We start from the raw sequence: 26,771 nt of genomic DNA on the forward strand, positions 1-26,771 counted from the left end.
AAAGGAACGCAGGCTTAGTAAAAAACCGGGCCGAAAGGCCTCTCGATAGCAACGAAAGCCAGGCGCGGTCGCGAAACCCGCCGAAGCTACATCCTCTGAGGGGAGGACACCATGTCGCATCGTAGGAACCTGCTCGCGGCGAGCATCATCGCCGGACTCTGTTGCTTCACGGGTATTGCCGCCGCGCAGGACGCGTCGGCCCCGCCCGCCAAGCCGCAGACCGCCCAGGAAAAAGCTGACGCCGCCAAGGCCGCGCAGCTCGAGGGCATCACCGTCACCGGCATCCGCGCCAGCCTCGAGAAGTCGCTGGACACCAAGCGCAATGCCGACGCCATCGTCGAGGCCGTCACCGCCGAAGACATTGGCAAGTTCCCGAACACCAACGTCGCCGAAGCGATGACGCAGATCCCGGGCGTCACCATCGACCGTCAGTTCGGCCAGGGCGACCGCGTGTCCATCGACGGCACCGATCCCAGCCTGAACCTCACGTTCCTCAACGGCCAGCCGGTGTCGCAGACGCCGTGGCAGTACGGCGCACAGCCGAACCGCGGCTTCGACTTCACCATGCTGGCGCCGGAAATCGTCGGTCGCCTGGAAGTCTACAAGTCGCCCGAGGCGCGCCTCACCGAAGGCAGCCTGGGCGGTACCGTGCTGCTGCACACGCTCGAGCCGCTCGACCTGCCGGCCAACACCGTGCGCGGTTCGTTCGGCCTGAACTACAACGACCAGGGCACGCCGGGCGCACGCCCGAACGGCTCGGCGCTGTACAGCTGGAAGAACGACGCCAGCACGTTCGGCGTGATCACCTCGATCCAGCACTACGAGGAAAAGATCGACCGCCAGGGCTTCGAGATCTTCAGCTACAGCCCGGTCTCCAAGTGGGCTTCGAGCCCGGCCGTCGCCGCCGGCATCGCCAACGGTTCGCTCGATCCGAACGCCAAGGTGCCCGACGAAATCAACTCGGCGTGGTTCCAGCAGAAGCGCAAGCGCGATACCGCGACGCTGGGCTTCCAGCTGCGCCCGACCGACAACTGGTCGCTCGAGTTCAACAACCTGTTCGTCCGCGAGAACTTCGACAACTGGAACCAGTCGCTGTATCCGTTCACCGGCGCCACGCCGGGTAACGTCACCAGCTTCAACCAGGGCCCGAACGGCGTGGTCACCGGTGGCCATGTCTGCGGCAACGACGATCCGAACTGCCCGGCGATCGCGCAGGGCACGTTCGACAGCAACATCCGCAAGTCGGTGGTGCGTACGGTTGCCCACGACCTGAAGTCGACTTGGCAGGGCGACGGCTGGCAGCTCGCCAGCGCGGCCGGCTACAGCAAGGCGATCAACAACAACATCTCCCAGGCCGTGATGGAGCCGGTGTACGCCGGTGGCTACACCTGGGACATCAACAAGGGCTTCAACTTCGACAGCCCCGCAGCCGCGCGTGACCCGGCCAACTGGCACATGGGCGACGTCGACGGCCTCGGCGGCTGGCCCGGCAACTACGGCTCGTACTCGGCGCACTCGCGCGACACCTACGCCCAGCTGGACTTCTCGAAGTACTTCGATTCGTTCATCAACGAAATCGCCGTCGGCTACCGCTGGAACCGTCACGAAGAGGGCATGAACGCCCACGTCTACGGCGGCAACGCACCGACCAACCTGGCCGCGCTCGGCTTTGGCGGCTACACCGACACGCTCGATGCGCTCAACGGCCTCGACGGTTCGGCCAGCCACGTGATGCCCGACCGTGACGCCCAGTACGCCTGGGTGCGCAACACCAACGGCGGCAACGAAGACCCGGGTACCTACCTCAACGGTACGTACAAGCTGGTCGAGAAGACCAACGCGGCTTACGCCCAGGCCAACTTCGCGGGCGGTGGCTTCCACGGCAACTTCGGTATCCGCTACGTGGATACGAAGACCGACGGCACCGGCTTCAACTACAGCGGCGCCCCGGTGCTGCCGGCCCCGGCCGGCTCGTGGCAGACCTCGTCGCGCACGTCGAAGAACTGGCTGCCCAGCCTCAACGTGGCCTATGACCTGACCGACGACGTCGTGCTGCGTGCAGCCGCCGCCAAGGTGATCGCGCGTCCGCCGTACAACATGCAGGTGAACAACCTGTTCCTCAACGACTCGGTGCTGACCGGCTCGGGTGGCAACCCGAACCTGAAGGACTACAGCTCGAAGAACTACTCGGTGTCGGGTGAGTGGTACTTCGCACCGCAGTCGTACCTCGCGCTGACCGGCTTCTACAAGAAGATCGACAACTACACCGTCGTCGATTCGGCCAACGAACTGCAGTTCAACTCGGGCCTGCTCAACGACCCGACCACGTTCGCGCGCCAGGTGGCCCAGGGCCTCTGCACGCCGGACGGTTTCTGCGAGTACTCGATCAGCCGTCTGCGCAACACGGGTGCCGGCAAGGTCCGTGGCGGCAGCCTGAGCTACCAGCAGGCGTTCTGGGATACCGGCTTCGGCATGACCGCGAGCTACACGTATGCCAAGGGCACGCTCGATTCCGGTGGTTCGCTGCCGTACAACTCGAAGAACGCCTACTCGCTCAGCCCGTACTACGAGAACGGCCCATTCAGCGCCCGCGTCACGTACAACTGGCGCAGCAAGTACCTCGCCGGCGGTTACATCGCCGGTGCGCCGCCGGCCACCACGGCCGACTACGGCGACCTGGGCGCGACGATCGGCTGGAAGCTCAACAAGAACGTCTCGTTCACCCTCGCGGGCATGAACCTGACGAACGAAGAGTACAAGCAGTACCTCACCGTCACCTCGCTGCCGGTGGCCAAGTACACGACCGGCCGCCGCTACATGGCTTCGGTGCACTTCGACCTCTGACGTTAGCGTCATGGCATGGCGGCCACGGATGGCCGCACATAACCCTCGAAGCTCCAATTCCCCTCGGGCCCGCCGATCTCCTTGCCGGGCCCGCTTTTTTTTTAAAAGAGTGGAGCGTTTAGGGTTGAGAGTTAAGGGTTGCGGGTGTGGAGCGATTTCTTGCTTCGCGCTGTTACTCTCAACTCTTAACTCTGAACCCTTTACGCCCCACTCTCCCAAGCCGTAGGCTTCGGTCTCCTCGCCAACGACGACCCAGGGACTCCCCATGCGCCGTATCTTCCTCCTCGCCATGGCCGCGGGCCTTAGCGCCTGTGCCAGCCAGCCGAGGCATGACACCGGACCGGTCGATACGACGCCGCTCTCGCTCATTCCCATGCCTGCCCAGGTCAGCCGGGTGCCGGGCCAGTTCCATATCGATGGCACGACGCGGATCGCCACCGCGGCCGGGGATGTCCAGGCGAAGCGGGTCGCCATGCAGTTGCAGGGCTGGTTGCGCCAGGCGCGTGGGATCACCTTGCCGATCGTCGAAGGCAAGCCGGGCTCGGCGACCATCTGGTTGCACACCGAAGCGTCGGTGAAGGGCATCGAGGCGTACACGCTCGATATCGACGACCACGGCGTGCGCATCGCCGCCAACGACGAGACGGGCCTGTTCTACGGTGCGGTGACGTTGTGGCAGCTCGCCACCGATCCCACCGCGCAGAACGGCCTGCCGGGCGTGCGCATCGTCGACAAGCCGCGTTTCGAATGGCGTGGGCTGATGCTGGATTCCAGCCGCCACTTCCAGTCGGTCAGCGACATCGAGCACCTGCTCGACCAGATGGCGATGCACAAGCTCAACACCTTCCACTGGCATCTCACCGATGACCAGGGCTGGCGCCTGCAGATCGCCAAATACCCGAAGCTGACCGAGGTGGCTTCGTGCCGCCAGCCGGTCGGTCCCGACATCGCCATCACCGGCGGTGCGGACAAGCCCTATTGCGGCTTCTATACGAAGGACGACGCGAAGCAGATCGTGGCGTACGCCGCCGAGCGCCACATCACCGTGGTGCCCGAGATCGAGATGCCGGGCCACGCGCAGGCCGCGGTCGCCGCCTATCCGAAGCTCGGTTCGGGCAAGAAGCACGTCGTTTCCGCCGACTGGGGCGTCAACACGGCGCTGTTCAACGTCGACGATGGCACCTTCACCTTCCTGCAGGACGTGCTCGACGAAGTGATGGAGATCTTCCCGTCGACCTACATCCACGTGGGTGGCGACGAAGCGGCGAAGGACGAGTGGGAACACTCGCCCACCGTGCAGGCGAAGATGAAGTCGCTCGGCATCACCGACGAAGAGAAGATGCAGGGCTGGTTCGTCGCGCGCATCGGTGACTACCTGGAGCAGCATCGCCGGCGCCTGATCGGTTGGGACGAGATCCTCGACGGCAAGGTGCCAGCCAGCGCCACCGTGATGTCGTGGCGTGGCACGGCGGGTGCGATCAAGGCCGCCAACGCAGGCCACGATGTGGTCATGGCGCCCTCGCCGAACCTCTACATGGACTACCTGCAGTCCGACATGGCCGACGAGCCCGCCGGCCGGCCGAACATCCAGTCGCTCGAAAGCGTCTACAAGTTCGAGCCGGTTCCCGCGGGCATCCCGGCGGACAAGGCGAGCCACGTGCTCGGCGAGCAGATCACGCTGTTCACCGAATACCAGCCGAACTGGCAGCGCGTGCAGCACGCGATCTTCCCGCGCATCGCCGCGCTGGCCGAGCGCACGTGGACGCCCACGCCGGACTGGAACGGTTTCCTGGTCCGTCTCCCGGCGCAGTTCTCGCGCTATCGCGCCGCCGGCATCATGCCGGCCGACAGCGCGTTCGCCGTCTCCATCGACGCACAGCCGGCCGGCGACAAGGCGACGGTCACGCTGTCGAACCAGACCGGCTACGGCAAGATCCGCTACAGCACCGACGGCACGCCGCCCACCGCACAGTCGCCGGAATACACCGCGCCGTTCGAGGTGCCGCTGCCGAGCACGATCGAGGCGATCACGTTCGCCAATGGCTTCGGCGTCTCCGGCCCGCGTTCGGCGGTCATCGATGCGAAGTCGCTGCTGCGCCACGACAGCGACCAGCTCGGCCTGTGCAGCAGCAAGCTGCCGGTGCGCGTGGAATCGCCGACGCTGGTCGATGGCGTGCGCCCGGTGTACAAGGTCGACATCATGGACACCTGCTGGACCTGGAAGGGCGCGAAGCTCGATGGCCGCTACGGCGTCGCCATCAGCGTGAACAAACTGCCGTTCAACTACGCGCTGTGGAAGGACACCGCCGGCATCGTCTCGCGCAAGGCAAAGTCGCGCGACGGCGAGATCGAGATCCACCAGGACACCTGCGACGGCCCGAAGCTCGCGACGATCCCGCTGGCCAAGGCCAACGGCGGCCCGGCCACGCTCGACGGCATCCTGCCCAAGCGCGAAGGCACGCACGACCTGTGCTTCATCGTCACCGGCAAGCCCGGCCCGTCCACGTTCTGGGTGATCGGCGACGTCCAGCTTCGGTAGGAGCGCGCCTGCGCGCGATGGTTTTCCATCAAACCCGGGCGATCATGGTGGTGCAAACCCAGGCGATCATGGTGGCGCAAACCCGGGCGATCATGGTGGCGCAAACCCGGGCGGTCGTGGTGGTGGATGATGGTAGATGACGGTGCCTGCCGCGCATGGGCCCGTTGGCCGTTCGCGCGCAGGCGCGCTCCTACACGAGCGCCTTTACGCGGGCATGCGCAGGTCGGCGCGGCGTTGCAGGGCGCCGCGCGCCTCGCGCTCGTCGTCGCCGCTGAGTTCCCCCAGCACGACGAACTTGCCGGCCACCATCGCGGCGAGCGGGATGCCGTCGCGCAGGGCGATGCGGTTGCCGATCATCGCCGGGATCTTCGTGCCGGCGACGATGCCGCCAACCAGGTTCAGCGGATCGGTGGCGGCGATGCAGACGATCTCGCCATCGTGTTCGCGGTGGCGGATCTGGCGCAGCGCCGGCAGCGCTTCGGGCAAGGCGAACTGCTCGCCGACCAGTCCGTCGACGAAGCGGCCGCCACGGATCTCGCCGCGCGCTTCCAGGCGGTGGTAGACGCGGCGCAAGTCGCGCCATGCCGGCAGCCATGCCGCTTCGCGCTCGAGGATGCGCCAGCTGACCACGCCATAGCGGCGCAGCAGCGTACGCGCGATGTGTTCCAGCCCGTCGGCGTCGTTGCGATCCTCGCGGGTGCGGCGTGCCAGCGACCAGCGACCCGCATCCTCGATGCCGCTGAGCATGTGCCGGCGTGAACGTCGCGCGCGGCCACTGTTCCGCTTGGCCGAAGGCAGCAGAAGCGCGCGCAGGCCGGCGAAGCTGTCGGCGGTGGCGCGGCCCGCGGCGACGAGTTCGCCGAGCGCGTCTTCCAGTTCGGTGCGCAACAGGCGCGTGATCGTGGCCAGCTCGTCGAAGAACAATGCGCCTTCGTCGCGCAGGGCGTCTTCCACCGCTTGTGCACGCGAGGAGAGCTTCAGTTCGTCGGACGCCGCGGGTGCGGCGGCGGACCAGACCGGCAGTTGCCGGCGCGGCAGCAACACGATAGGCGTCGCGCGCACCGGCCCGCCCGTGCCCGTGCCCTGGCGCAACCGGCTCCAGACCACGCGGCCCGCGCGGCAGAGATCGTCGAGCCAGCCGATGCTGTAATCGTTCACTCGCGACGGCAGCAGTTCGGATTCCCACGCGCCGGCCGCGGCTTCGAAGCCCTCGAGCTGGCCGATGACGCCGGCCAGGGCATCCGGCCCGGCGACCTGGGTGCCGCGCGTCACGTGCTGCCAGTCGAGCAGGAAGCGCAGGAAGTCGCGCGGTGCCACCGGTTCGATCTCGCGGCGCAGCCGGCCGATCGTGTAACGGTGGATGCGCGCCAGCAGGTGCCGCTCGCACCACTCGGTATCCGTCGCACCCGGCGAGAACGGCCCACGCATCACGTAGCCCTCGCTCTCGAGCGACGCGAGCGCGATGGCGACGTCGGCCGGGTCGACCCCGAGCAGCGGGGCGATGTCGCATTCACGCACCACGCCCAGGCCGCCGAGGCGGCCGCGGACGATGTCGACCAGCGCGGACTCGGCTGTCCACGCCTGCGCCGCGTACTCCGCCGGCGCGGCGATCGCGGGTTGCATGGGCGCGCCGGGGTGCAACGCCTGCCAGGCCGGCAGGCGTTCGGCGGCAACCCACAGGGCGGCCGCACCGATCGACAGCTGCGTGGCGCGCGCATCCTTCGCCAGCGCCTGCAGGTGCCCGGTCCAGCCGTTCTCCCGTGCTTCGTCGATGGTGACGCCACCGAGCAGCATCAGCGCCTCGTGCATCTCGTCCGCGCTGCGGGCCTCGGGCCAGGCTTCCTCGCGTACCGAGGCGATCGCGTCCGGATCGAGGCGGCCCAGGTCGTCGGCGCTCTCGGCATCGTTCCAGCGCCGCGACTGCACGGCCTGGGTGCGTCGCTCTTCCAGCGGCGCATCGTCGAGGAAGGCGTACGGTGCGGCGCTCAGCACCTCGGCGGCGAGCGGCGATGGCGTGGCGAGGTCGCGCGCGAGCACGCGGATGCCGCCACTCTCCATGCCACGCAGCACCTCAAGCCAGCCTTCGCTGTCCATCGCCTCGTGCAGGCAATCGTCGAGCGTCTGGTTCACCAGCGGGTGGTCGGGGACTTCGCGCTCGCCGACGATGTTCTCCAGGCAGGCGACCTGGTCGGGGAACACCGAGGCCAGCAGGTCCTCGCTCTTCATCCGTTGCAACTGCGGCGCGACCTTCTTGCCACCGGTGAAGCGCGGCAGGGCCAGCGCGGTCGTCGCGTTCCAGCGCCAGCGAACGCCGAACAGCGGCGCATCCAGCAGCGCCTGCACCAGCACGTGTTCGGCGCTATTCGAATGCAGGTAGCGCGCCACCTCGTCCAGCGGAAAGCTGTGGCTGGTCGACAGCGACAACACGATGGCATCTTCGGTCGCCGCCGCCTGGAGTTCGAAGTTGAACTTGCGACAGAAACGCTTGCGCAGGGCCAGGCCCCACGCCTTGTTGATCCGGCTGCCAAACGGCGTGTGGATGATCAGCTGGGTGCCGCCGGATTCGTCGAAGAAACGTTCCATCACCAGCGTATCCCGGGTCGGCAACGCGCCCAGCGCCGCGCGGGCGCGGAACAGGTAGTCGACGATCTGTTCGGCCGCTGGCTTCGACAGGCCGAGTTCGCCGGCGAGCCACGCCATCGCCGCCTCGCGGCCGCCCTCGTCGAACTTCGCGGCGATCTCGCCACGCAGGCGCGCCACGCCGATCGACAATTCGTCGGTGCGGCCCGGGGCCTCGCCCAGCCAGAACGGAATGTTCGGCGGCTGGCCCTTCGCATCCTCGACGCGCAGGCGGCCCATCTCGACGCGCAGGATCCGGTACGAGCGATTGCCGAGCTGGAACACGTCGCCGGCCAGGCTCTCCACGGCGAAGTCTTCGTTGACCGTGCCGACGGTGGTCGACTGCGGCTCGAGCAACACGTTGTAGTCGCCCGTCTCCGGGATCGTGCCGCCCGAGGTCACCGCGGTGAGCCGAGCACCGCGACGTTCGCGCAGCCGTTTGTTCACCGCGTCGCGATGGATGTACGACCCACGCGGACCGACCCGGGTGGTGAAACCGTCGGCAAGCATCCGTACGACCTCGTCGAAGGTCTGCCGCTTCAGCTCGCGATAGGGATAGGCACGCCGGACCAGGTCATACAGCGCGTCTTCGTCCCACTCCTGCCCGGCCACCTCGGCCACGATGTGCTGCGCGAGCACGTCCAGCGGCTGGCGCGGCATCACCAGGGCATCGAGCTCGCCGCGGCGCACGCAGTCGAGCAGGGCCGTGCATTCGACCAGGTCGTCGCGCGAGGTCGGGAACAGGCGCGCCTTGGGCGTACCGCCGACCGCATGGCCGGCACGCCCCGCGCGCTGCAGGAAGGCCGCGATCGAGCGCGGCGAGGCGATCTGGCAGACCAGGTCGACATCGCCGATATCGATGCCAAGCTCCAGCGACGCCGTGGCGACCAGTGCGCGCAACGAGCCCGCCTTCAGCCGCTGCTCGGCGTCCAGCCGCTGTTCGCGCGACAGGCTGCCGTGGTGCGCGGTGACCGCGTCGTTGCCCAGCCGCTCGGAGAGATGCCGCGACAGGCGTTCAGCCATGCGCCGCGTGTTGACGAACACCAGGGTGGTGCGGTGTTGCTCGATCAGGTTGGCCAGGCGGTTGTAGACCAGCTCCCACATGTCGTTCGACATCACCGCTTCCAGCGGCACCGGCGGTACTTCCAGCGCGAGGTCGCGCTTGCGCACGTGGCCTATGTCGACGATGGCGCAGTCGTCGCCACCGGTCAGGAAGGCGGCGACTTTCTCGATCGGCTTCTGCGTGGCGGACAGGCCGATGCGGACGATGCGGCGCTGGGTGAGCGCTTCCAGCCGTTCCAGCGACAAGGCCATGTGGCTGCCGCGCTTGCTCGCGGCCACCGCATGGATTTCGTCCACGATCACTTCGCGCACGTCGCCCAACATGGCGCGGCCCGATTCGGAGCCGAGCATCACGTACAGCGACTCAGGGGTGGTCACCAGGATGTGCGGTGGGCGCTTGCGCATCCGCGTGCGATCGGCGGCAGGCGTATCGCCCGTGCGCACGGCGGTGCGGATCTCGATGTCGGGCAGGCCTTGCTTGCGCAGCTCTTCGCGGATGCCAGCGAGCGGTGCCTCGAGGTTGATCCGGATGTCGTTCGACAGCGCCTTCAGCGGCGACACGTAGAGGATGGTGGTGCGGTCGCGCAGGCCGCCTTCGTCCACGCCTTCGCGCACCAGCGCGTCGATCGCGGAGAGGAAGGCGGTGAGTGTTTTGCCCGAACCGGTCGGCGCGGCGACCAGCGTATGCCGGCCCGACCGGATGGCCGGCCACGCGGCGACCTGCGCATCGGTCGGCGCGGGAAACGTGGCTGCGAACCACGCGGAAACGGCAGGATGGAAGGCGTCGAGTGGCATTGATGTTTGTGAATTCATTCAACCACATAGATGGGGGCGCAGAGCGCCGCCGACAAGCAGTGACGGTACACCCGACGCGTCTCGCGGGTTGCGATGAAAGCGTTACTGCACCATCGTGGGCCGATTCGTTCACCTGGGAATCCCTGAGCATGGCCAGCACCGTCCGTCGCACCGCCCTCGCCTTCGCCATCACGACCGGCCTCGCCGGTGCGGCCACCGCCGCCACGCCGCCGGCGCAGCCCTGGATGGATCGTTCGCTGTCGCCGGACAAGCGCGCCGAACTGATGGTCGCGGCGATGACGGACGATGAGAAATTCCGCCTTATCCGTACCGACTTCGGCATGAAGAGCGATAAGCACCCGCAGCCCGAAGGCGCGCTGGGCAATGCGGGCTTCATCCCGGCGATGCCGCGCATCGGCCTGCCGGCGGTGCAGGAAACCGACGCGGGCCTCGGCGTGACCCGCCCGGGCGTGGACAATACCGGCGCCGTCTCGCTCCCGGCCGGCCTCGCCACCGCCGCCAGCTTCGATCCCGCCGTGGCCCATGCCGGCGGCCGGATGATCGGCGGCGAAGCGCGCGGCAAGGGCTACAACGTGTTGCTCTCCGGTGGCGTCAACCTCGTGCGCGATCCGCGCAACGGCCGCAATTTCGAATACGCCGGCGAAGACCCGGTGCTGGCCGGCCTCATCGTCGGCGCCACGGTGAAGGGCGTGCAGGAACAGCAGGTGGTCGCCACGGTGAAGCACTTCGCCGCGAACGACATCGAATCCGGCCGCAACACCATCAGCTCGCAGATCGATCCGGTGGCGCTGCGCGAGTCCGACCTGCTCGCCTTCCAGCTGGCCATCGCGCACGGCGACCCGGGCTCGGTCATGTCCGCCTACAACCGCGTCAACGGCACCTATTCGGGCGAGCACGAGTGGCTGCTCAACGAGGTGCTGAAGAAGGAGTGGGGCTTCAAGGGCTGGGTGATGTCGGACTGGGGCGGCGCGCACAGCGCGGCGAAGGCGGCCAATGCCGGCCTCGACCAGCAGTCGGCCGGCGAAGTGTTCGATGCCGAGGTGTTCTTCGACAAGCCGTTGCGCGACGCGGTGGCGAAGGGCGACGTGAGCAAGGCCCGCCTCGACGACATGGTCAAGCGCATCCTGCGCAGCTTCTTCATCCATGGCGTGCTCGACAACCCGGTGCCGGTGAAGGCCGGCAAGGTGCCGTACGACGCCGATCGCGGCGTGGCCCGCGCCACCCTCGAAGCTGGCGCCGTCCTTCTGCGTAACCAGGGCGGCCTGCTGCCGTTGGCGAAGGGCAAGTCGGTCGCAGTCATCGGCGGCCGCGCGGACAAGGGCGTGCTCGCCGGTGGTGGCTCGTCGGCGGTGAGCGACGTCGACGGCGATCCGGTGCCGGGCCTCGAGCCGACCGGCTGGCCGGGCCCGGTGAAGTACCACCCGTCCGCCCCGCTCACCTTCATCGGCAAGCGCGCCGGCAAGGTCAGCTTCGACCCGGGTACCGATGTCGCCGCGGCGGCGAAGGCGGCCGCGGCGGCCGACGTCGCGGTGGTGTTCGTCACCAAGTGGGCGGCCGAGTCGTACGACACCCCGGACCTCGCGCTGGGCGACAACCAGGATGCGCTGGTCGCCGCGGTGACGAAGGCCAACCCGAAGACGATCGTGGTGCTGGAGACCAATGGCCCCGTGAAGATGCCGTGGCTCGACCAGGCCGGTGCCGTGCTGCAGGCCTGGTATCCGGGCTCCGGCGGCGGCGAAGCGATCGCGCGCCTGCTCTATGGCGATGTCGCGCCGAGCGGCCGCCTGCCGCTGAGCTGGCCGGTCGACGAATCGCAGCTGCCGCGTGCCACCATCCAGGGCGCCGGGCTGGGTAGCAAGGAGAAGCCGGCCGACACCATCGACTACAACATCGAAGGCGCGGACGTCGGTTACCGCTGGTACGAGAAAACCAAACGCCAGCCGCTGTTCGCCTTCGGCTACGGCCTGACCTACACGACGTTCGACTACAGCGGCTTCGAAGTCGGCCAGGACAAGGACGGCCACGCCGTGGCCCACGTGGTGGTGAAAAACACCGGCAAGACCACCGGCGCCGACGTGCCGCAGGTCTACGCCAGCGGCCCTGCAGGCGGCACCCGCCGGCTCGCCGGCTGGACCAAGGTGACCCTGAAGCCCGGCGACAGCCGCCGCGTCGACATCCCGCTGGAGCCGCTGGCGCTCGCCCGCTGGGACGACACCGGCAAGCGCTGGCACATCGCCGCCGGTAGCTACCAGCTCAAGCTCGGCCGCTCCGCCCAGGACTTCGCCGCCGACGCCACGCTGCAGCTGCCGGAAAGCTTCCCGGTCCTCAAGGCCCCGTAAGCCCCTGTAGGAGCGCGCCCGCGCCGTGCGGTCGACGTCATACGGTCGCGCGCAGGCGCGCTCCTACAAGAAGTGTGTGGCGACTGACGCGCTGCTCACGCCCCGGCCCTCCACAATACCCGCATGAACCTGCGCCCTGCCCTCGCCGCCGCCCTCCTCTTCGCTCCCGCCGTCGCCTTCGCCGATCCGCCGGACTTCGATCGCCCCGGCGCCGGTTTCGCCACCAGCGTGCTGCCCGCCGGCACGTTCGCGCTGGAGCAAGGCATGCCGACCTACGAACGCGAACGCCAGGATGGCTTCCTCGATCGCACCTACACCGCCGACAGCCTGGTCCGGATCGGCACGGGTGGCCCGGTGGAGCTGCAGGTCGGCGCCTCGGCATGGAACCGCCTCGAGGAACGTGGCCAGGGCTCGCGCCGGCACGCCGTCGGCCACGGCGACACCAGCGTCGCGATGAAATACGCACCGGCCGGCACCGATGCCGATGGCAGCTTCAGCTGGGCGGCGCTGGGCCAGGTCACGTTCGCCAACGGCGACGAAGACTTCGGCAACGGCGCGCGGCAATACACGCTCGGCACCACCATGCAGTGGAAGCCCAGCGACACGACGCAGAACACGCTGTTCGCCAACGTCGATCGGCTCAAGGGCCGCAATACGTGGACGCTCGCGCCGACGTTCGGCCGCAAGTTCGGCGAGAACTGGATGGCCTACGTCGAAGCCGACGCGATCCACGATGCCGACGAAGGCAATGAACTACAGGCAGGCGGTGGCGTCGCCTACACCATCGGCGACCACGTCCAGCTCGATGCGTATGCGCTGCACCGGATTGGCGGCCACGGCCCCTCGATGCTCGGCGGCCTCGGTGTCTCGGTGTTCTTCGGCCACGCGCGGTAGCGATCGATCGGCTACGCGCGAATCCCGCTAAGGTTTGCCGCGACTCTCGCTAGCGATTGCCTCGCCGCATGGCGCGAAAGAGCAGGACAGTCAGCACCAGCCCAACCACCAGCCCCACGCCGGCACCGTATATGGCGCCCGACTTCTCCCCGGCGAACCAGCCAATGCCGCAGCCCAGCAGCATGAAAATCGGAAGCGGAAGACAGCCCATGATCTGATCCTGTGTGACGGCATTGCCTTGCATACGGCGACCACGATGATACCTATCGTGGTGGCCCGCCCGCGTTTGCCGGGTGAAGCCCGCAGGCAGGTCACGGATGAACGTTCAAGGATATCGCTGGCGCGATGCCGCGCGATGGGAGCGCTGGTCGCAACGCATGATCGATGGCGTCACGTACTCGTTCGAGCATTTGCGCGATTTCGACATGACGCTAAGCAGGCCCGCCCGTAACAACCTGCCGCCTTTTTGCGTCAGCATCCGCGTGGTTTTCGACTGCCATGTCGTGACCGAAGCAGCACAGCCCCATGCGATTCTCGAGCGAGAAAACCGTGCGCCGTGCTGGATCGACAGTGGTGGTCGCGAATGCCTTTTCAGCCGTGCGAGATATCTCCGATCGCTCGGCTTGCCTGCGCTGATTCGTGGTCTCTTGGACGGAGCGACGAGGTGTTATGTAGCGAGTTATCACAACTACATGATGTGCGAGCAGGTACGCATCGACGATCGACTGGCGTATTACCAGGTGTACTTCGATCTCTATCGCCCGGTCCCTGAGCCCCGCCTGGTGATGTACGTCCAGAGTGCTTACGTCAAAGACGTTCCAACAGCTGCCAGCCGTCGGCACGTCAAGCCGTTCGCGACGCTATGCGCGGAAAAGATGGGCGCCGTGCCGTCGGGCGACGCTGCGAGTCGCCCGTTGCCTGCGGATCGTCCCGGCGCACGCAAAAAAAGGCCCCGTTGAAGGGGCCTTTTCGTTCTCCACTAAAGCGGGTCCGATTCCTCTTACCCAGCGATTGCTGGACCAGCCCGAAGGCGGTGGGCGGTTCCTCCCATCGGCTAGGGAACCTCATGGAGGGCGATGCTACCGGCTGTGCAGACATAGTCAATCAGCCGATTCTCAGCGCACCTCAAGACATGGCCCTCGCGCTCACGCGGAGGGCCATGGTGACCGTCCCTGGGTCTGGTGGCATGCCACCGAGGACACGGCCCGGCATGGCCGGCGCGGCGTCACCGCCGATGAAGGGGGGATCGATCCTGGCGCTAGGGACGGACGGCTTCCTGCCGTCGGATCGGTCATCGGCGATCTGTTCGCCCGGCATCGCTGCCAGGCACCGACCTAAGGTACGGAGCGCGCCGGGCCAGGGATATAGGAGGATTCTTAAAATTAGGTCTGATCTGCTGCGTGGCACACGCGCAGCGGCTTTCCGTTCAGGCTACGGGGTCGAGACCGAGCGCTGGCGCTTCGGCTGCTGCCGTGCGGAAGGGCGCTGGGCGGGTCGGGCGGGCTGCTGCGGGGCCGCTTGCGGCACGTTGACGCCACGGCTGGCGAGGCTGCGCAAGGCTGCACAGTCGGAGGTGCCGTAATCGCGCTTTCCAGGTTCTCGTTGCATCGCTGGTCTCCTGCTTCCCGCCCGGACGACCAGCGTGTGCGAGCCACGCGAAAATTTCGGTGGCATCCCCGTGAATTTTCAGTGACAGCATTTCACGCGCGAATCCGACCGATCCGCGTTAAGGCGATGTGGAGGCCTTGGCTGGTGCCGCTTTCGCCGGCATCCGCGAAATCAGCTCGGTGGCCAGCTGCTCATAGTTTTCGTCGAAATGATGCGAGCCCGGCTTCTTGTACACGGTGACGAACGGCGGCAGGCCGGGATCGGTGCAGCCGCTGTCGTCCGCGTCTTCCTGGCCGTAATAGCAGGCCATCGGCGGCTTGCCGGCCAACAGGCGGATCGGCGGCATCGCGTCGTAATGCACGACCGGATTCATCCACTGCAGCAGGTTATGCGTGTGGGTCGTCCACCAGCCCTGCTGCATGTAGCCCTCGAGCTCGATTTCGAAGTTCACGTCGCGGCTGGCCGAGAGCAACACCAGCTGGCTGAGCCGGTCGCGATTGTCCGGGCGCAGCTTGCCGACCAGGGTCGGCAGCACGTCGGCGCCGAACGAATAACCGACCAGCAGGATCCGGGTCTTGCCCCACTGCCGGGTGTACTTGTCCAGCAACAGGTCGAGGTCGTGCGCGGATTCCTCCGGCGACCGGTAGCGCCAGAAGTACTTGAAGGTGCTGAGCCCGGCGACGGGGATGCCGCGCTGGGTGAACACGGCGCCGAGGCGCTGGTCCAGGTCCCACCAGCCGCCGTCCCCCGAATAGATCACCACCATGAGGTCTTCCTCGCCGGTGGGCGGCGCCTTGAGCGCAGGCAGCTCCACCGTCGACGCTTCCAGCGAAGCGCGCGTCCAGGGGTGCCAGGCCAGCATGCCGGCGGCCACGGCGACGACGATGCCGATGAGGATCCAGCGCATGATCTTCTTCACCGGCGCACCACCCCGCCGATGCCACCGGAAATCAGGGTGGCCACGTTGGCCAGCGCGAGCGGCAGGGCGATGCCGCCGGGCACGGCGATGTAGCGTGGCTCCCATTCGGGGTCGAACTTATCCTTGTAGCGATGCAGCCCGCGGAAATTGTAGAAACGCTCGCCACGGCCAAAGACCATCGCGCCGAAACGACTCCACAGCGGCGCGGTGCGGCGGTTCTGCAGGCCGGACAGCGGCGCCATGCCGAGGTTGAACCAGCGATAGCCCTGGGCCTTCGCCCACGACATCAGTTCGATGAACAGGAAATCCATGATGCCGGCAGGGCCTTCGGGCAGGTGGCGCATGAGGTCGACGGAGGCTTCTTCCATCGAGTCGGTGAGGAACATATTGGCAAAGGCGACCGGTTCGTCGCCCTGCCAGATCACGGCCATGGGCGTGCGCAACAGGTAATGCTCTTCCCACAGGCCGAGCGAGAAGCGCTTTTCGCGGACCTTCTTGTCGCGCATCCACGCATCGGAGATGACCTTCAGCCGCGGCAGCAAGGCCGCCACGCCTTCCACCGGCACGATCTCGAGGCGCAGGCCGTCGCGGGACAGCTTGTTCACCGCGTTGCGCAGCGTCTTCTTCGACTTGCCGTCGAGGTTGAACGTCTCCAGCCGCACGCGGGCTTCCTCGCCGATCTTCAGCAGGTTCATGCCCACTTCGAGATACAGGTCGAGGTCTTCCGGGCGCACCTGGTAGAACAGCGGCCAGCCACCGGCGCGCTCGCACTCTTCGCGGAAGCTCCAGACCAGTTCGCGGCGGGCGTCCTCGTCGTCGCCGACCGGGTCGCCCATCGCCACCCAACTGCGTCCTTCGATGTCGTACATGATGAAGGCGCGGTCTTCCGGCGCGAACATCAGGGTCTTGTCGCCGACCAGCGCGAGGTGCGCCTGGGCCGAACTGAACTGCTTGAGCAGCGGCATCGCACGGGCCAGCTCGGCGTCGTTCGGGCGGGAGCGACGCGGCCGGGCCGGGCGGATCAGGTTGGCCAGGGCGAACAGCATGACCACCGCCGCTGCGCCGACCAGCGCTCGCAACGCGCGCGGGGCCCCGCCATGGCGGAAGCTGAATTCCCACCACAGGTTGTTGCTGTATTCGACGTGCTTGAAGCTGAAGAACACCAGCCACGTGGCGCAGGCGAACACGGCGGCGATCGCGATCACCCAGCCGGGCGAGAACGACGCGCGGAACAGGGAGGCGCGGCGATAGAAGTGCCGGTGTGCCGGGGCCAGTGCGAGCGCCAGCAGGGTCAGCAGGGTGGCTTCTTCGTAGTCGATGCCCTTGAGCAGCGACAGCACCGCGCCGACGATGAGGAAGACCAGGCTGAGCCAGTACGCGGCGTCGAGGCGGCGCTGCAGGCCGCGCGCGAGGATCAGCAACAGCATGCCGACCACGCTGGAGAGGAAATGCGAGACCTCGACCAGCGGTAACGGGACGAAACCGCGCAGGATCTCCATGCGCCCCGGGATCGCCAGGGTGGCGCCGGAGAACAGCAGCACGGCGCCGCAGACCAGGGTGAGGCCGGCGAAGAACGGCGGCAGCAGGCTGGCGAACCAGGGCGTGATCAGCGTGGCGTGGCGCAGCGCGCGTACTTCGCGGGCGATGACCATCAGCGTGGCCGCGCACAGCGGTAGCAGGTAGTACACGGCGCGGTAGGCGGCCAGGCCACCGAGGATCGGCGCCTCCAGCCCGTGGTTGCCGGTCGCACCGAAGCCGGCCAGCATCACCGCCTCGAACACGCCCAGGCCGCCGGGCACGTGGCTGATCAGGCCAGCCATCTGGGCCAGCACGAAGATGGCCAGGAAGTGGCCGAAGCCGCCGACGATGTCTTCGGGCATCAGGACATAGAGCACGCCCGCGGCGAGGCCCCAATCCAGCGCGCCGACCAGGATCTGCCGCGCGGCCACCATCGGCGTCGGCGAGGAGATCGCCCAGCGCCACACGCGGATGGGGCGGCGCACGAACAGCGCGACGCCGAACCACGCCAGCGGCACGGCAGCCAGCACGATCGCCAGCGGAATGCGCAGGCCCGACAGGGGCACTTCAGGCGGAATCGGCACGAACAGCAGCGTTGCCCCGGTCAGCGCGGCCAGGCCGAGCCAGAAACTCAGGGTCGTGTAGAGCACCACGCGGGCGATTTCGCCGGTGGTCAGGCCGGCCTGCACATAGAAGCGATAGCGGATCGAGCCGGAAACGAGCAGGGACATGCCCAGCGCATTGGAGAACGCATAGCTGATGAAGGAGATCAGGCCGACCCGCTTCGCCGGCAACCGCTTGCCGACGCTGGCCAGGCCGAACCAGTCGTACAGGGTCATCACCGCGTAGCCGGCGCCGGTCAGCAGCACCGCCAGGCCGATATCGGTATTCGGCAGGCCGTGGACGTAAGCGCCGATTTGCCGATAAGTGACCTCGCTGGCCATGGCGCGCAACGCCCACAGCGCCAGGCACAGCAGTACGATGGACAACAGCGGCCCGCCCGCCCGGCGCAGCAGGGTGGCGTAGAACGCATGCTTGCCCACGGGGATCGGGTTCGTCGGGAGCTCCGTGCTCGTTTCGTGCTCCACCGCGCCGCGGCTCCAAGGATGGCTCGTAAGGTCGTGTAGGTTGCCACAGAGCGCGCCGGGGCGGCAGGCCGTACGTTCTTGCCTTGGGCTTCTGTTCCGTTGAAAGGTTGGCCTAAGGTTGGAGAAAGCGCCGTGTAAGCGCGTCTTCTTACGCTCTCGCGTCACGGGGGGCGACTGCCCAGGCCCGAATCGTCGCGAGGCACCATGCATTCCGTTCTCCCCGCGCTACGCCAGCGCTTCCGGCCCCTGGCCTGGTACGGCGCCCTTTTCCTCATCGTTGCGTTCGTCATCCGGCTGGTCCTGCTGATCAAAACCGGCAAGGACGTGCCCGCTTCGCCCGGCGCCTGGCTCTATGTGTTCGCCGTGGGCCTCGGCTACGACATCGTCACCTTCTTCTATATGGGCTGGCCGATGCTGCTGGTGCTGTGGCTCCTGCCACGGCGTGCGGCGCTGTCGACCTGGGGCCGGCGGATCTTCCTCGGCTTCGCCTGGGTGCTGGCCTTCGCCACCCTGTTCGTCGGCGTGGCCGAACTGGTGTTCTGGGGTGAGTTCAGCGCCCGCTTCAACTTCATCGCCGTGGACTACCTGGTCTACACCCACGAGGTGGTCGGCAATATCCGCGAGTCCTACCCGATCGGCACCTGGATCGCCCTGATCGCGCTGGGTGCCGCGGCCATCGTCTACTTCAGTCGCCGCATGGTGGTGCTGCGCGACGACGGCTCGCGCTTCGGCGGGCGTACCGCCTTCGTCGGCGCCTGGCTGCTCGCCACCGTGGCGGTCAGCTTCGCCGTCGACGGCTCGATGAAGGACCGTCCGGGCAACCAGTACGTCAACGAACTGGCCGGCGATGGCACCTACCAGTTCTTCGCCGCCTTCCGCGACAACGAGCTGGACTACGGGAAGTACTACCCGTCGCTGCCGCGCGAGGAAGCCTTCGGCGAACTGCGCACGCTGCTGAAGACGCCGGAATCGACCTTCACCGGCAACGATCCGATGGACATCACCCGGCAGATCGTGAACACCGGGCCGGAAAAGAAGCTCAACGTGGTGCTGATCAGCGTGGAGAGCCTGTCCGGCGATTACGTCGAAGGCCTGTCGGTGAGCAAGCACAAGCACCTGATGCCGAACCTCGACGCGCTGGCCGCGAAGAGCCTGTTCTTCACCGAGCTTTATGCCAACGGCACGCGCACGGTGCGCGGGCTCGAGGCGCTGGCGCTGTCGGTGCCGCCGACGCCGGGCGAGTCGATCGTGAAGCGCCCGGGCAACGAGCACCTCTGGTCGCTCGCCGACGTGTTCAACGACAAGGGCTACAAGTCGGAATTCGTCTACGGTGGCTACGGCTACTTCGACAACATGAACTACTTCTTCGCGAACAACGGCTACGACGCCGTGGATCGCAACGCCATCACCGACAAGAAGGACATCCACGCGGAGAACGTGTGGGGCGTGGCCGACGAAGACCTGTTCACGCTGGTGATGAAGCGGATGGACGATTCGTACGCGAAGGGCAAGCCGTATTTCGGCCACGTCATGACCACGTCGAACCATCGCCCGTTCACCTTCCCGGCCGGCCGCGTGTCGCTGCCGCAGGGCTCGCGTCGCGCCGCCGTGCAGTACACCGACTGGGCCATCGCCGACTTCCTCAAGCGCGCGGCGACCAAGCCGTGGTTCGACGACACCATCTTCGTCATCACCGCCGACCATTGCGCGACCAGCGCGGGCAAGACCAGCCTGCCGGTCGATCGTTACCACATCCCGCTTTACATCTATTCGCCCAAGCACGTCGCACCGGGCCGCATCGATCGGCTGATGAGCCAGATCGACATCCCGCCGACCCTGCTGGGCATGCTCAATTTCAGCTACACGTCGCGCTTCTACGGCTACGACCTGTTCAAGCTGGAACCCGGCCGCGAGCGCGCGTTCCTCAGCACCTACCAGGAACTCGGCTACCTGCATGGTGGCAAGCTGGCCTCGCTGATCCCGCGCCAGCCGGTGAAGGAAATGGTGCCGGAAGAAGCCTCCGGCGACGCGACCCCGGTCGCCGCGTCCAGCTACGACGCGAAGGACGCCAAAGACGCCATCACGTACTACCAGACGGCGGCGTACCTGTTCACCAATGGCTTGATGAAAAGGCATTGACGGCGGGGTGAAGCGTTGAGAGTCCAGGGTTCAGGGTAAGAGCGAGCTACCGCTCTTACTCGATACCCTGAACCCTCAACCCGGTACGCATTCCCTGCTTAGGCGGCGGTGTCGACGAGCACCAGCTCGGCGTCTTCCGTCGCGGTGATGCGCAGCACGCGTTCGTCGCGGACGGCGGCACCGTCGCCCTTGCCGAGGGCCTGGCCGTTGACCTGCACGGCACCGATGGCGGGCACCATGTAGGCGTGGCGGCCGTCGCCGAGCGTGTACTCGGTGGTCTCGCCGGCCTTCAGGCTGGCGCCGAGCACGCGGGCATCGGTACGGATCGGCAGGGCATCGCCGTCGCCTTCCATGCCGCTGGCCAGGGTCACGAAACGACCCGAGCGCTCACCCTTCGGGAACGGGCGGGTGCCCCACGACGGTGCCTTGCGCTCGCCGTCCGGGATGATCCAGATCTGGAAGATCTTCGTCGCCTCCGGTTCGGCGTTGTACTCGGCATGTCGGATGCCCGTGCCCGCGCTCATCACCTGGACGTCGCCCGCTTCGGTGCGGCCCTTGTTGCCCAGGCTGTCTTCGTGGGTGATCGCGCCTTCGCGGACATAGGTGATGATTTCCATGTCCGAGTGCGGGTGTGCCGGGAAGCCGGTGCCGGCGGCGATCGTGTCGTCGTTCCACACGCGCAGCGCGCCCCAGCCCATCCGCTTCGGGTCATGGTAGGAGGCGAACGAGAAATGATGCTTCGCGTCCAGCCAACCGTGGTTGGCGCCGCCCAGGCTAGAAAAACGGCGAATGTCGATCATGTCGTGCTCCCCCGGTGTTAGCCGGATTGGTTGAGTGGATGGGCGTATTTTCCGCTTCCACCTAGCGTCACAGAGCATCGACCCGCCGAACGGATTGTTTCCCGGGTGTTGCTAAACAATTCACGACGCCCGTCAGCGTCTGACTTCGCGAACGATCGTGACGACCGGGCACCACGCGCTGCCCTGCAGCTGGGCGCCGGCGCTGACCAGCTTCGCGACCGTGCCAGGCGCATGCGATGGGCAGCGCGCCACCAGGGTGTCGGTCGATACCAGGCGATGGCGTTCGGTATGGAAGGGCCACGCCGGGTTCCATGCGGCGGGCTGGCGCACCACGCGGGCAGCGAGGCGCACCGGCCTGCCCTCGGCGAGGGCGCGATCGAAGGCCTGGGCGCGGGTGGCCTCGGTCACCCTGACCACGAACTCCGTGGGATTGCCGCCGTGGAAGGCGCGTACGGCGAAGTAACGATCCGCCTGGACGCCGCTGGCGGCCGACGCGCCGGCGCCGAGGCTGAGGATGAAGGCAAGGCAGTGCCTGGCTCGCATGGGGGCTCCTTCCGTGGGGTTTGGACGCGAACCACGAGAGGACCACGCCGGCCCCGGGGCGTCCACCGGTGCGGGGCACGTCGGGGCATTCGCCTACATCTCCCCACGCGCTCCGCCTACACGGTTGCATTGGCCGCGATGCCGCCCATATGGGAGTGATCGGTGCCGTTCGCGCCACAAGGATTGCCTCCCATGATTCCCTTCTCCGTCCTCGACCTTGCCCCGGTACCGCGCGGCAGCACGCCGGGCGAATCGCTGCGTCATTCGCGCGACCTCGCCGTGCACGCCGAATCGCTGGGCTTCCATCGCTACTGGCTGGCCGAACACCACAACATGACCGGCATCGCCAGCGCCGCCACCGCCGTGGTGATCGGCTTCATCGCCGAGGCGACCAAAACGATCCGCGTCGGTTCCGGCGGCATCATGTTGCCGAACCACGCACCGCTGGTGATCGCCGAGCAGTTCGGCACGCTGGCATCGCTGTACCCGGGTCGCATCGACCTGGGCCTGGGCCGCGCGCCCGGCACGGACTACGCCACGGCGCGCGCACTGCGCCGCGCGATGGGCCCCAGCGACGATCGCTTCCCGGACGACGTGGTGGAGTTGCAGCATTACCTCGGCCCGCTGCAGCCGGGCCAGAGCGTCCGCGCCGTCCCCGGCATGGATACGCGCGTGCCGCTATGGCTGCTGGGGTCGAGCCTGTTCAGCGCGCGCCTTGCCGCCGAGCTTGGCCTGCCGTTCGCGTTTGCCTCGCACTTCGCGCCCGACCTGATGATGCAGGCGCTTGAGGTGTACCGGACCATGTTCCGCCCGTCCGAGGTGCTGGCGAAGCCTTACGCCATGCTCGGCATCAACGTGGTGGCCGCCGACACCGATGCGGAAGCGCAGCGCTTGTTCACCTCGCAGCAGCAGGCTTTCTGGAACCTGCGTCGCGGTGCACCGGGGCAGTTGCCGCCGCCGGTGAACAGCATGGAAGGTATCTGGACGCCGATGGAGAAAGCGCAGGTCGACCACGCGCTGTCGTGCGCCGTCGTCGGGTCCGCCGACGCGGTGGGCGATGGGCTGGCCGCCTTCATCGAGCGCACCGGTGCCGACGAGCTGATCATCACCGCGCAGGTGTATGACCACGCCGCGCGCAAACACTCCTACACGCTGGTGGCGCAGCAGCATGCGCGCCTGGCCCGCGGCGAGGCGGCCTGACCTTGCGGGTGGTGCTCGACACGAACGTGTGCCTCGACGCGTTCGTTTTTTCCGATCCGCGAGCCGCGGTGTTGCTTGCCGCCATCGAGCAGGGCGAAGTGGAAGCGGTGACCCGCGAGGATTGCCGCGACGAGTGGCTTGCCGTGCTCGACTATCCGGCGTTGAAGCTCGAGGAAGGCCAGCGCGTCGAAGCGATCTCGCGCTTCAACGCGCTGGTGCGCGTCCTGCCGAAGAAGGCGTGTGAAAAATCACCGCCGCGTTGCCGCGATCCGGACGACCAGAAATTCCTCGAGCTGGCCTCGTCGGCCGGCGCGTCGATCCTGTTCTCGCGCGACGCCGAAGTGCTGCGCCTGGCCAGCCGGACGAAGCGCGAAGGCCTGTTCGACATCATGCGCCCTGAAGAGTGGCCCGCCTTCCGCGACGCCGACTGATCGTCGCGATCCCATTCGCGCGCAGGCGCGCTGCTACAGGTACGGATCACCGCGATCCCATTCGCGCGCAGGCGCGCTCCTACAGGTACTGACACCGCAACCCGTGTAGGAGCGCGCCTGCGCGCGAATGGTGCATCGGCATCAGTCCATCGGCACCAGCGCGATGAAGTTGCGCAAGCTGTAGTAACGGTCGCGCTGCGGCCACTCGACCGAGGCGACGGCCTTGTGCCCGGCAGCCCAGGGTTCGTTGTCGAGCAGCACCTCGACCTGGGTCTTGCCGTCGCCGACGTTGCCGTAGAACACGCGGATCCAGTGCACGTCGGCAGTCAGCGGTGCCGTCGCGATGGCGGCATCCAGCGCGGAAAGCGCGTCTTCGGGAATCTCCAGCGTGTCGTCGTTGTCGCCGCGCAGCGTGAAGTCGCCAACGTAGGCGGTGAAGCGATGCGCGCCCGCAGTCAGCTCACGCACTGCCAGCCGTTCCTTGTTGACCACGTGCCAGCAGGCGGCGAGCACGACGTGGAAATCGTTGCGGGCGAAGCTGTCCAGCGCATCGCGGCAACCGGCCTTGCCGGCGCCGACGCCACCGAAGCTTTCCTCGATCGTGCGCTCTTCGTCCAGCACGATGTCCAGGTCGAGGCGGCCCATGCCACCGTCCTTGCCTTCGTGCCAGATGCCGCGAATGGCAGGGAAATCGTCGCCTTCGGTAAGCAGCCAGTCTTCGTCGGCTTCGAGGCCGACGCCATGGTCGGCGAAAAGGTCGGCGAGCGTGTTCTGGATAAGTCGGTCCATGGAATTCCCGTGCAGTATCGGAAGTGCGGAGTGCGGTGGTGCGTCTGGTTCGACGATGGCGATTATGCGGGCTTGACGAGCTTGCCGAGCGCCATGGCGGCCGCCGGGTTGCGTTCCTTGGCCGCCGAAATGAAAAACACGAACACATCCCGTGGCTTGCCACCGGCCAGGGGCTTGTCCACGTGAGGCAATGCCGCGGGGTCGTCGCCCGCCGCCCATGCGCTGGCCTGGGCCGCGATGTCCTGCAGCCCTTTCGCGGTATAGCCGTTCGTGCGGCTGGACTGGCTGCGCATCAGCCGGGCATAGGCAAACGGTCCGGTCAGGTCGGCCAGGTTGGGATGGTCGGGCGAATCGGTGTAGACGGTCGCCACGCCATGCTTGCGCGCCAGCGCGACCCAGCGCGGGTCGCGGAAACTCTCGTGGCGTACCTCCACGGCGTGGCGGAGCGCCACGCCACCCACCGATGCCGGCAACAGGTCGAGGAAGGCGGCGATGTCATCCGGGTCGAACACACGCGTGGGCAGGAACTGCCACAGCACGGGGCCAAGCCGGTCGCCGAGCGCCACCACGCCTTCGAGGAAGCGCCCGATCCGCTCGCCGGTGGTCCCGAGCAGCTTCGTCTGCACGATGTGCCGCGGCGCCTTCACCGAGAAGACGAAGCCATCCGGCACCGTCGCGGCCCACTGCCGGTAGATCGCCGCCGACGGCGCGCGGTAATAGGTGCCATTGATCTCGATGGCGCTGACCTTGCCGCTGGCGTATTCCAGCTCGCGCTTCTGCACGAGGCCGTCGGGATAGAACACCCCGCGCCAGGGCGCGAAGGTCCAACCCCCCATGCCGGTGCGGATGATGCCGTGGGCTTTGCGTCGTGGTGCCATGGTGTCCCTATGCTGGCAGGCGTGGGGTGGAGGGCATGTCGTTACATGCCGCCACGGCATGGATCGGCCATACTCGCGGCCCGTACCCTGCCATGCGCCATCCATGCCCACCATCCGGATCATGACCGTCGACGACCACCCGCTGCTGCGCGAAGGCATCGCGGCGGTGCTCGAAGGCCAGCCCGGCCTGGAACTGGTGGCTGAGGCGAGCACGGGCGAGGAAGCGGTGCTCCGCTATCGCGCGCTGCGCCCGGACCTGACCCTGATGGACCTGCAGATGCCCGGCATGGGCGGCATTGCCGCCATCGAAGCGATTCGTGCGGAATTCCCCGACGCGCGGATCCTCGTGCTCACCACGTATCGCGGCGACGTGCAGGCGCTGCGTGCGTTCCGCGCGGGCGCACAGGGCTACCTGCTGAAAAGCGAACTGCGCAAGGACATGCTCAACACCATCGCCCAGCTGATGGAGGGCAAGCGCCGCATCCCCGACGAAATCGCGCACGAGATGGCCGGGCATGCCAACGACGACGAGCTGACCCCGCGTGAGACCCAGGTGCTCATCCATGTCGCCACCGGCGCCGCCAACCGCGATGTCGCGCTGCTGCTCGGCATCGCCGAGGAAACCGTCAAGGCGCACATGAAAAGCATCCTCGCCAAGCTGCAGGCGAACGATCGCACCCATGCGGTCGCCATCGCGCTACGCCGCGGCATCATCGACCTGTGAGGCGCACCCCGCGCACCGGCCTCAGCCGCGTGCGTGCGCGTAGCGCTTCCGATACTCCGCCGGCGTGACCCCCAGCTTGCGCATGAAGGCGCGGCGCAGCCCGTTCGCATCCGCGTAACCGAGCTTCGCCGCCACCCGCTTGGGCGTGTCCTGGCCTTCTTCCAGCCAGCGGCGGGCCGCCTCGACGCGCATGTTTTCGACGAACTCCGCGGGCGTCATGCCCACGTCGTGATGGAACACACGGGCGAAGTGCCGGGCGCTCATGCCCACGCGCTCGGCCATCGAGGCGACGCTGTGGCCTTCGCCGGGATGCGCGGCGACGTAGCGCTGCAGTTCCTGCAGGGCGCCGCGGCCGGCCGGCGCCGCCTGGCCGTGGCGACTGAACTGCATCTGCCCGCCGGGCCGGCGGTAGAACACCACCAGCTCGGCGGCGATCGCCATGGCGAGGTCACGGCCGAAGTCTTCTTCGACCAGATCGATGGCCAGGTCCATGCCGGCGGTGACCCCGGCGGCCGTGCACACGGGCCCATCGCGCATGACGAAGGCATCGGCTTCGACGGTGAGCGCCGGATGGCGCTGGGCAAGCAGTTCGGCGACCTTCCAGTGCGTGGTGACCCGGCGATCGTCGAGCAGGCCGGTCTGCGCGAACAGCAGGGCGCCGCTACAGATCGAGCCATAGCGTCGCGCACGGGCCGCATGCCGGCGCAGCCAGTCCAGCGTGCGTGGCTCGGACGCGGCGTTGGCCAGGTCGGGCGAGCCGGCGACCAGCAGCGTATCGAGCGCGTCGATGTCGTCGAGGATGCTGCGGTCGGGCAGGAAGCGCATGCCGGAGGAGGCCGCCACGGCAAGCGGCGCGGTGCCGACCGTGAGCACCTTGTAGGCCTCGCGGCCAAGCTGGCGGTTGGCCTCGGCGAACACGTCGGCGGGGCCGGACACGTCGAGCATCTGCACCCCCGGTGGGGCAAGCAGGGTGATGATCAGGGGCAGGGACGGCCGCATGGGGTGCAATCTGGCAGGTTTG

The 26,771-nt window shown here is 67.4% G+C and carries 19 protein-coding genes; 9 read left to right on the forward strand and 10 right to left on the reverse strand.

Annotation, left to right across the window (positions count from 1 at the left end; all coding sequences use genetic code 11):
• The first annotated feature begins 111 nt into the window (after positions 1-111).
• Entirely contained in the window at positions 112-2,844 is a 2,733-nt protein-coding gene (locus KPL74_18135) for a TonB-dependent receptor (protein ID QWT19655.1), read from the forward strand.
• Positions 2,845-3,109: 265 nt separating this feature from the next.
• Positions 3,110-5,383, forward strand: coding sequence for a family 20 glycosylhydrolase (locus tag KPL74_18140; protein QWT19656.1), 2,274 nt, complete (start codon positions 3,110-3,112; stop codon positions 5,381-5,383).
• 204 nt (positions 5,384-5,587) lie between these two features.
• On the opposite strand, the gene KPL74_18145 is transcribed toward KPL74_18140, so the two are convergent.
• Positions 5,588-9,859, reverse strand: a complete 4,272-nt coding sequence (locus KPL74_18145) for a DEAD/DEAH box helicase (GenBank protein ID QWT19657.1) — start codon at positions 9,857-9,859, stop codon at positions 5,588-5,590.
• Between the two features lie 149 nt (positions 9,860-10,008).
• Here KPL74_18145 and KPL74_18150 point away from each other — a divergent pair, with 149 nt between their 5' ends.
• Together KPL74_18150 and KPL74_18155 are read left to right on the forward strand one after the other, a co-directional pair.
• Positions 10,009-12,219, forward strand: coding sequence for a glycoside hydrolase family 3 C-terminal domain-containing protein (locus KPL74_18150; protein QWT19658.1), 2,211 nt, complete (start codon positions 10,009-10,011; stop codon positions 12,217-12,219).
• Positions 12,220-12,342: 123 nt separating this feature from the next.
• Positions 12,343-13,113 (forward strand): transporter, encoded by a 771-nt coding sequence (locus KPL74_18155; protein ID QWT19659.1) that lies wholly within the window; start codon positions 12,343-12,345, stop codon positions 13,111-13,113.
• A 49-nt stretch (positions 13,114-13,162) separates the two neighbouring features.
• Here KPL74_18155 and KPL74_18160 read toward each other — a convergent pair whose 3' ends face one another.
• A complete protein-coding gene (locus tag KPL74_18160) occupies positions 13,163-13,357 on the reverse strand; it encodes a hypothetical protein (protein QWT19660.1) in 195 nt (64 codons plus the stop codon).
• Between the two features lie 73 nt (positions 13,358-13,430).
• Between KPL74_18160 and KPL74_18165 the strand changes: the two genes are divergently transcribed.
• Positions 13,431-14,072, forward strand: coding sequence for a hypothetical protein (locus KPL74_18165; protein QWT19661.1), 642 nt, complete (start codon positions 13,431-13,433; stop codon positions 14,070-14,072).
• 472 nt (positions 14,073-14,544) lie between these two features.
• On the opposite strand, the gene KPL74_18170 is transcribed toward KPL74_18165, so the two are convergent.
• The 3 genes from KPL74_18170 to mprF form a co-directional block, all read right to left on the reverse strand.
• Positions 14,545-14,721: a hypothetical protein gene (locus tag KPL74_18170; GenBank protein QWT19662.1), complete on the reverse strand. Its 177-nt coding sequence runs from the start codon at positions 14,719-14,721 to the stop codon at positions 14,545-14,547.
• 118 nt (positions 14,722-14,839) lie between these two features.
• Complete coding sequence (locus KPL74_18175) at positions 14,840-15,640, reverse strand: virulence factor (protein ID QWT19663.1); 801 nt, start codon at positions 15,638-15,640, stop codon at positions 14,840-14,842.
• On the reverse strand, positions 15,637-18,246 hold the full coding sequence (gene mprF / locus KPL74_18180; GenBank protein QWT19664.1) for a bifunctional lysylphosphatidylglycerol flippase/synthetase MprF: 2,610 nt from the start codon (positions 18,244-18,246) through the stop codon (positions 15,637-15,639). Before mprF ends, KPL74_18175 begins: the two co-directional genes overlap by 4 nt.
• A gap of 204 nt (positions 18,247-18,450) precedes the next feature.
• Here mprF and KPL74_18185 point away from each other — a divergent pair, with 204 nt between their 5' ends.
• Positions 18,451-20,385: an LTA synthase family protein gene (locus KPL74_18185; GenBank protein ID QWT19665.1), complete on the forward strand. Its 1,935-nt coding sequence runs from the start codon at positions 18,451-18,453 to the stop codon at positions 20,383-20,385.
• 98 nt (positions 20,386-20,483) lie between these two features.
• On the opposite strand, the gene KPL74_18190 is transcribed toward KPL74_18185, so the two are convergent.
• Together KPL74_18190 and KPL74_18195 are read right to left on the reverse strand one after the other, a co-directional pair.
• The gene (locus KPL74_18190) at positions 20,484-21,185 is read right to left on the reverse strand and encodes a pirin family protein (protein QWT19666.1); all 702 of its coding nucleotides are present in this window, start codon (positions 21,183-21,185) and stop codon (positions 20,484-20,486) included.
• Positions 21,186-21,317: 132 nt separating this feature from the next.
• On the reverse strand, positions 21,318-21,728 hold the full coding sequence (locus KPL74_18195; GenBank protein QWT19667.1) for a hypothetical protein: 411 nt from the start codon (positions 21,726-21,728) through the stop codon (positions 21,318-21,320).
• A gap of 192 nt (positions 21,729-21,920) precedes the next feature.
• Here KPL74_18195 and KPL74_18200 point away from each other — a divergent pair, with 192 nt between their 5' ends.
• Positions 21,921-22,928 (forward strand): LLM class flavin-dependent oxidoreductase, encoded by a 1,008-nt coding sequence (locus tag KPL74_18200; GenBank protein QWT19668.1) that lies wholly within the window; start codon positions 21,921-21,923, stop codon positions 22,926-22,928.
• Between the two features lie 2 nt (positions 22,929-22,930).
• The gene (locus KPL74_18205) at positions 22,931-23,359 is read left to right on the forward strand and encodes a putative toxin-antitoxin system toxin component, PIN family (GenBank protein QWT19669.1); all 429 of its coding nucleotides are present in this window, start codon (positions 22,931-22,933) and stop codon (positions 23,357-23,359) included.
• Positions 23,360-23,500: 141 nt separating this feature from the next.
• Here the strand turns inward: KPL74_18205 and KPL74_18210 are convergent, their stop codons facing one another.
• Both KPL74_18210 and KPL74_18215 read right to left on the reverse strand, forming a co-directional pair.
• Entirely contained in the window at positions 23,501-24,148 is a 648-nt protein-coding gene (locus KPL74_18210) for a hypothetical protein (protein QWT19670.1), read from the reverse strand.
• 62 nt (positions 24,149-24,210) lie between these two features.
• On the reverse strand, positions 24,211-25,026 hold the full coding sequence (locus KPL74_18215) for a DUF72 domain-containing protein (GenBank protein ID QWT19671.1): 816 nt from the start codon (positions 25,024-25,026) through the stop codon (positions 24,211-24,213).
• 103 nt (positions 25,027-25,129) lie between these two features.
• On the opposite strand from KPL74_18215, the gene KPL74_18220 reads away from it, so the two are divergent.
• Positions 25,130-25,750 (forward strand): response regulator transcription factor, encoded by a 621-nt coding sequence (locus KPL74_18220; protein ID QWT19672.1) that lies wholly within the window; start codon positions 25,130-25,132, stop codon positions 25,748-25,750.
• 21 nt (positions 25,751-25,771) lie between these two features.
• On the opposite strand, the gene KPL74_18225 is transcribed toward KPL74_18220, so the two are convergent.
• Complete coding sequence (locus KPL74_18225; protein QWT19673.1) at positions 25,772-26,749, reverse strand: DJ-1/PfpI family protein; 978 nt, start codon at positions 26,747-26,749, stop codon at positions 25,772-25,774.
• Positions 26,750-26,771 lie beyond the last annotated feature (22 nt).

Source organism: Bacillus sp. NP157 (genome assembly GCA_018889975.1).
In the GTDB taxonomy this organism is placed as follows: Bacteria; Pseudomonadota; Gammaproteobacteria; order Xanthomonadales; family Rhodanobacteraceae; genus Luteibacter.

Excerpts from the sequence above, each read along its gene's own strand:
- KPL74_18210 (QWT19670.1), bottom strand. The coding sequence starts at position 24,148 with ATGGACCGACTTATCCAGAACACGCTCGCCGACCTTTTCGCCGACCAT.
- KPL74_18190 (QWT19666.1), bottom strand. The coding sequence starts at position 21,185 with ATGATCGACATTCGCCGTTTTTCTAGCCTGGGCGGCGCCAACCACGGT.
- KPL74_18200 (QWT19668.1), top strand. The coding sequence starts at position 21,921 with ATGATTCCCTTCTCCGTCCTCGACCTTGCCCCGGTACCGCGCGGCAGC.
- KPL74_18170 (QWT19662.1), bottom strand. The coding sequence starts at position 14,721 with ATGCAACGAGAACCTGGAAAGCGCGATTACGGCACCTCCGACTGTGCA.
- KPL74_18215 (QWT19671.1), bottom strand. The coding sequence starts at position 25,026 with ATGGCACCACGACGCAAAGCCCACGGCATCATCCGCACCGGCATGGGG.
- KPL74_18145 (QWT19657.1), bottom strand. The coding sequence starts at position 9,859 with ATGCCACTCGACGCCTTCCATCCTGCCGTTTCCGCGTGGTTCGCAGCC.
- KPL74_18185 (QWT19665.1), top strand. The coding sequence starts at position 18,451 with ATGCATTCCGTTCTCCCCGCGCTACGCCAGCGCTTCCGGCCCCTGGCC.
- KPL74_18160 (QWT19660.1), bottom strand. The coding sequence starts at position 13,357 with ATGCAAGGCAATGCCGTCACACAGGATCAGATCATGGGCTGTCTTCCG.
- KPL74_18140 (QWT19656.1), top strand. The coding sequence starts at position 3,110 with ATGCGCCGTATCTTCCTCCTCGCCATGGCCGCGGGCCTTAGCGCCTGT.
- KPL74_18195 (QWT19667.1), bottom strand. The coding sequence starts at position 21,728 with ATGCGAGCCAGGCACTGCCTTGCCTTCATCCTCAGCCTCGGCGCCGGC.
- KPL74_18150 (QWT19658.1), top strand. The coding sequence starts at position 10,009 with ATGGCCAGCACCGTCCGTCGCACCGCCCTCGCCTTCGCCATCACGACC.
- KPL74_18165 (QWT19661.1), top strand. The coding sequence starts at position 13,431 with ATGAACGTTCAAGGATATCGCTGGCGCGATGCCGCGCGATGGGAGCGC.
- KPL74_18155 (QWT19659.1), top strand. The coding sequence starts at position 12,343 with ATGAACCTGCGCCCTGCCCTCGCCGCCGCCCTCCTCTTCGCTCCCGCC.
- KPL74_18220 (QWT19672.1), top strand. The coding sequence starts at position 25,130 with ATGCCCACCATCCGGATCATGACCGTCGACGACCACCCGCTGCTGCGC.
- KPL74_18225 (QWT19673.1), bottom strand. The coding sequence starts at position 26,749 with ATGCGGCCGTCCCTGCCCCTGATCATCACCCTGCTTGCCCCACCGGGG.
- KPL74_18135 (QWT19655.1), top strand. The coding sequence starts at position 112 with ATGTCGCATCGTAGGAACCTGCTCGCGGCGAGCATCATCGCCGGACTC.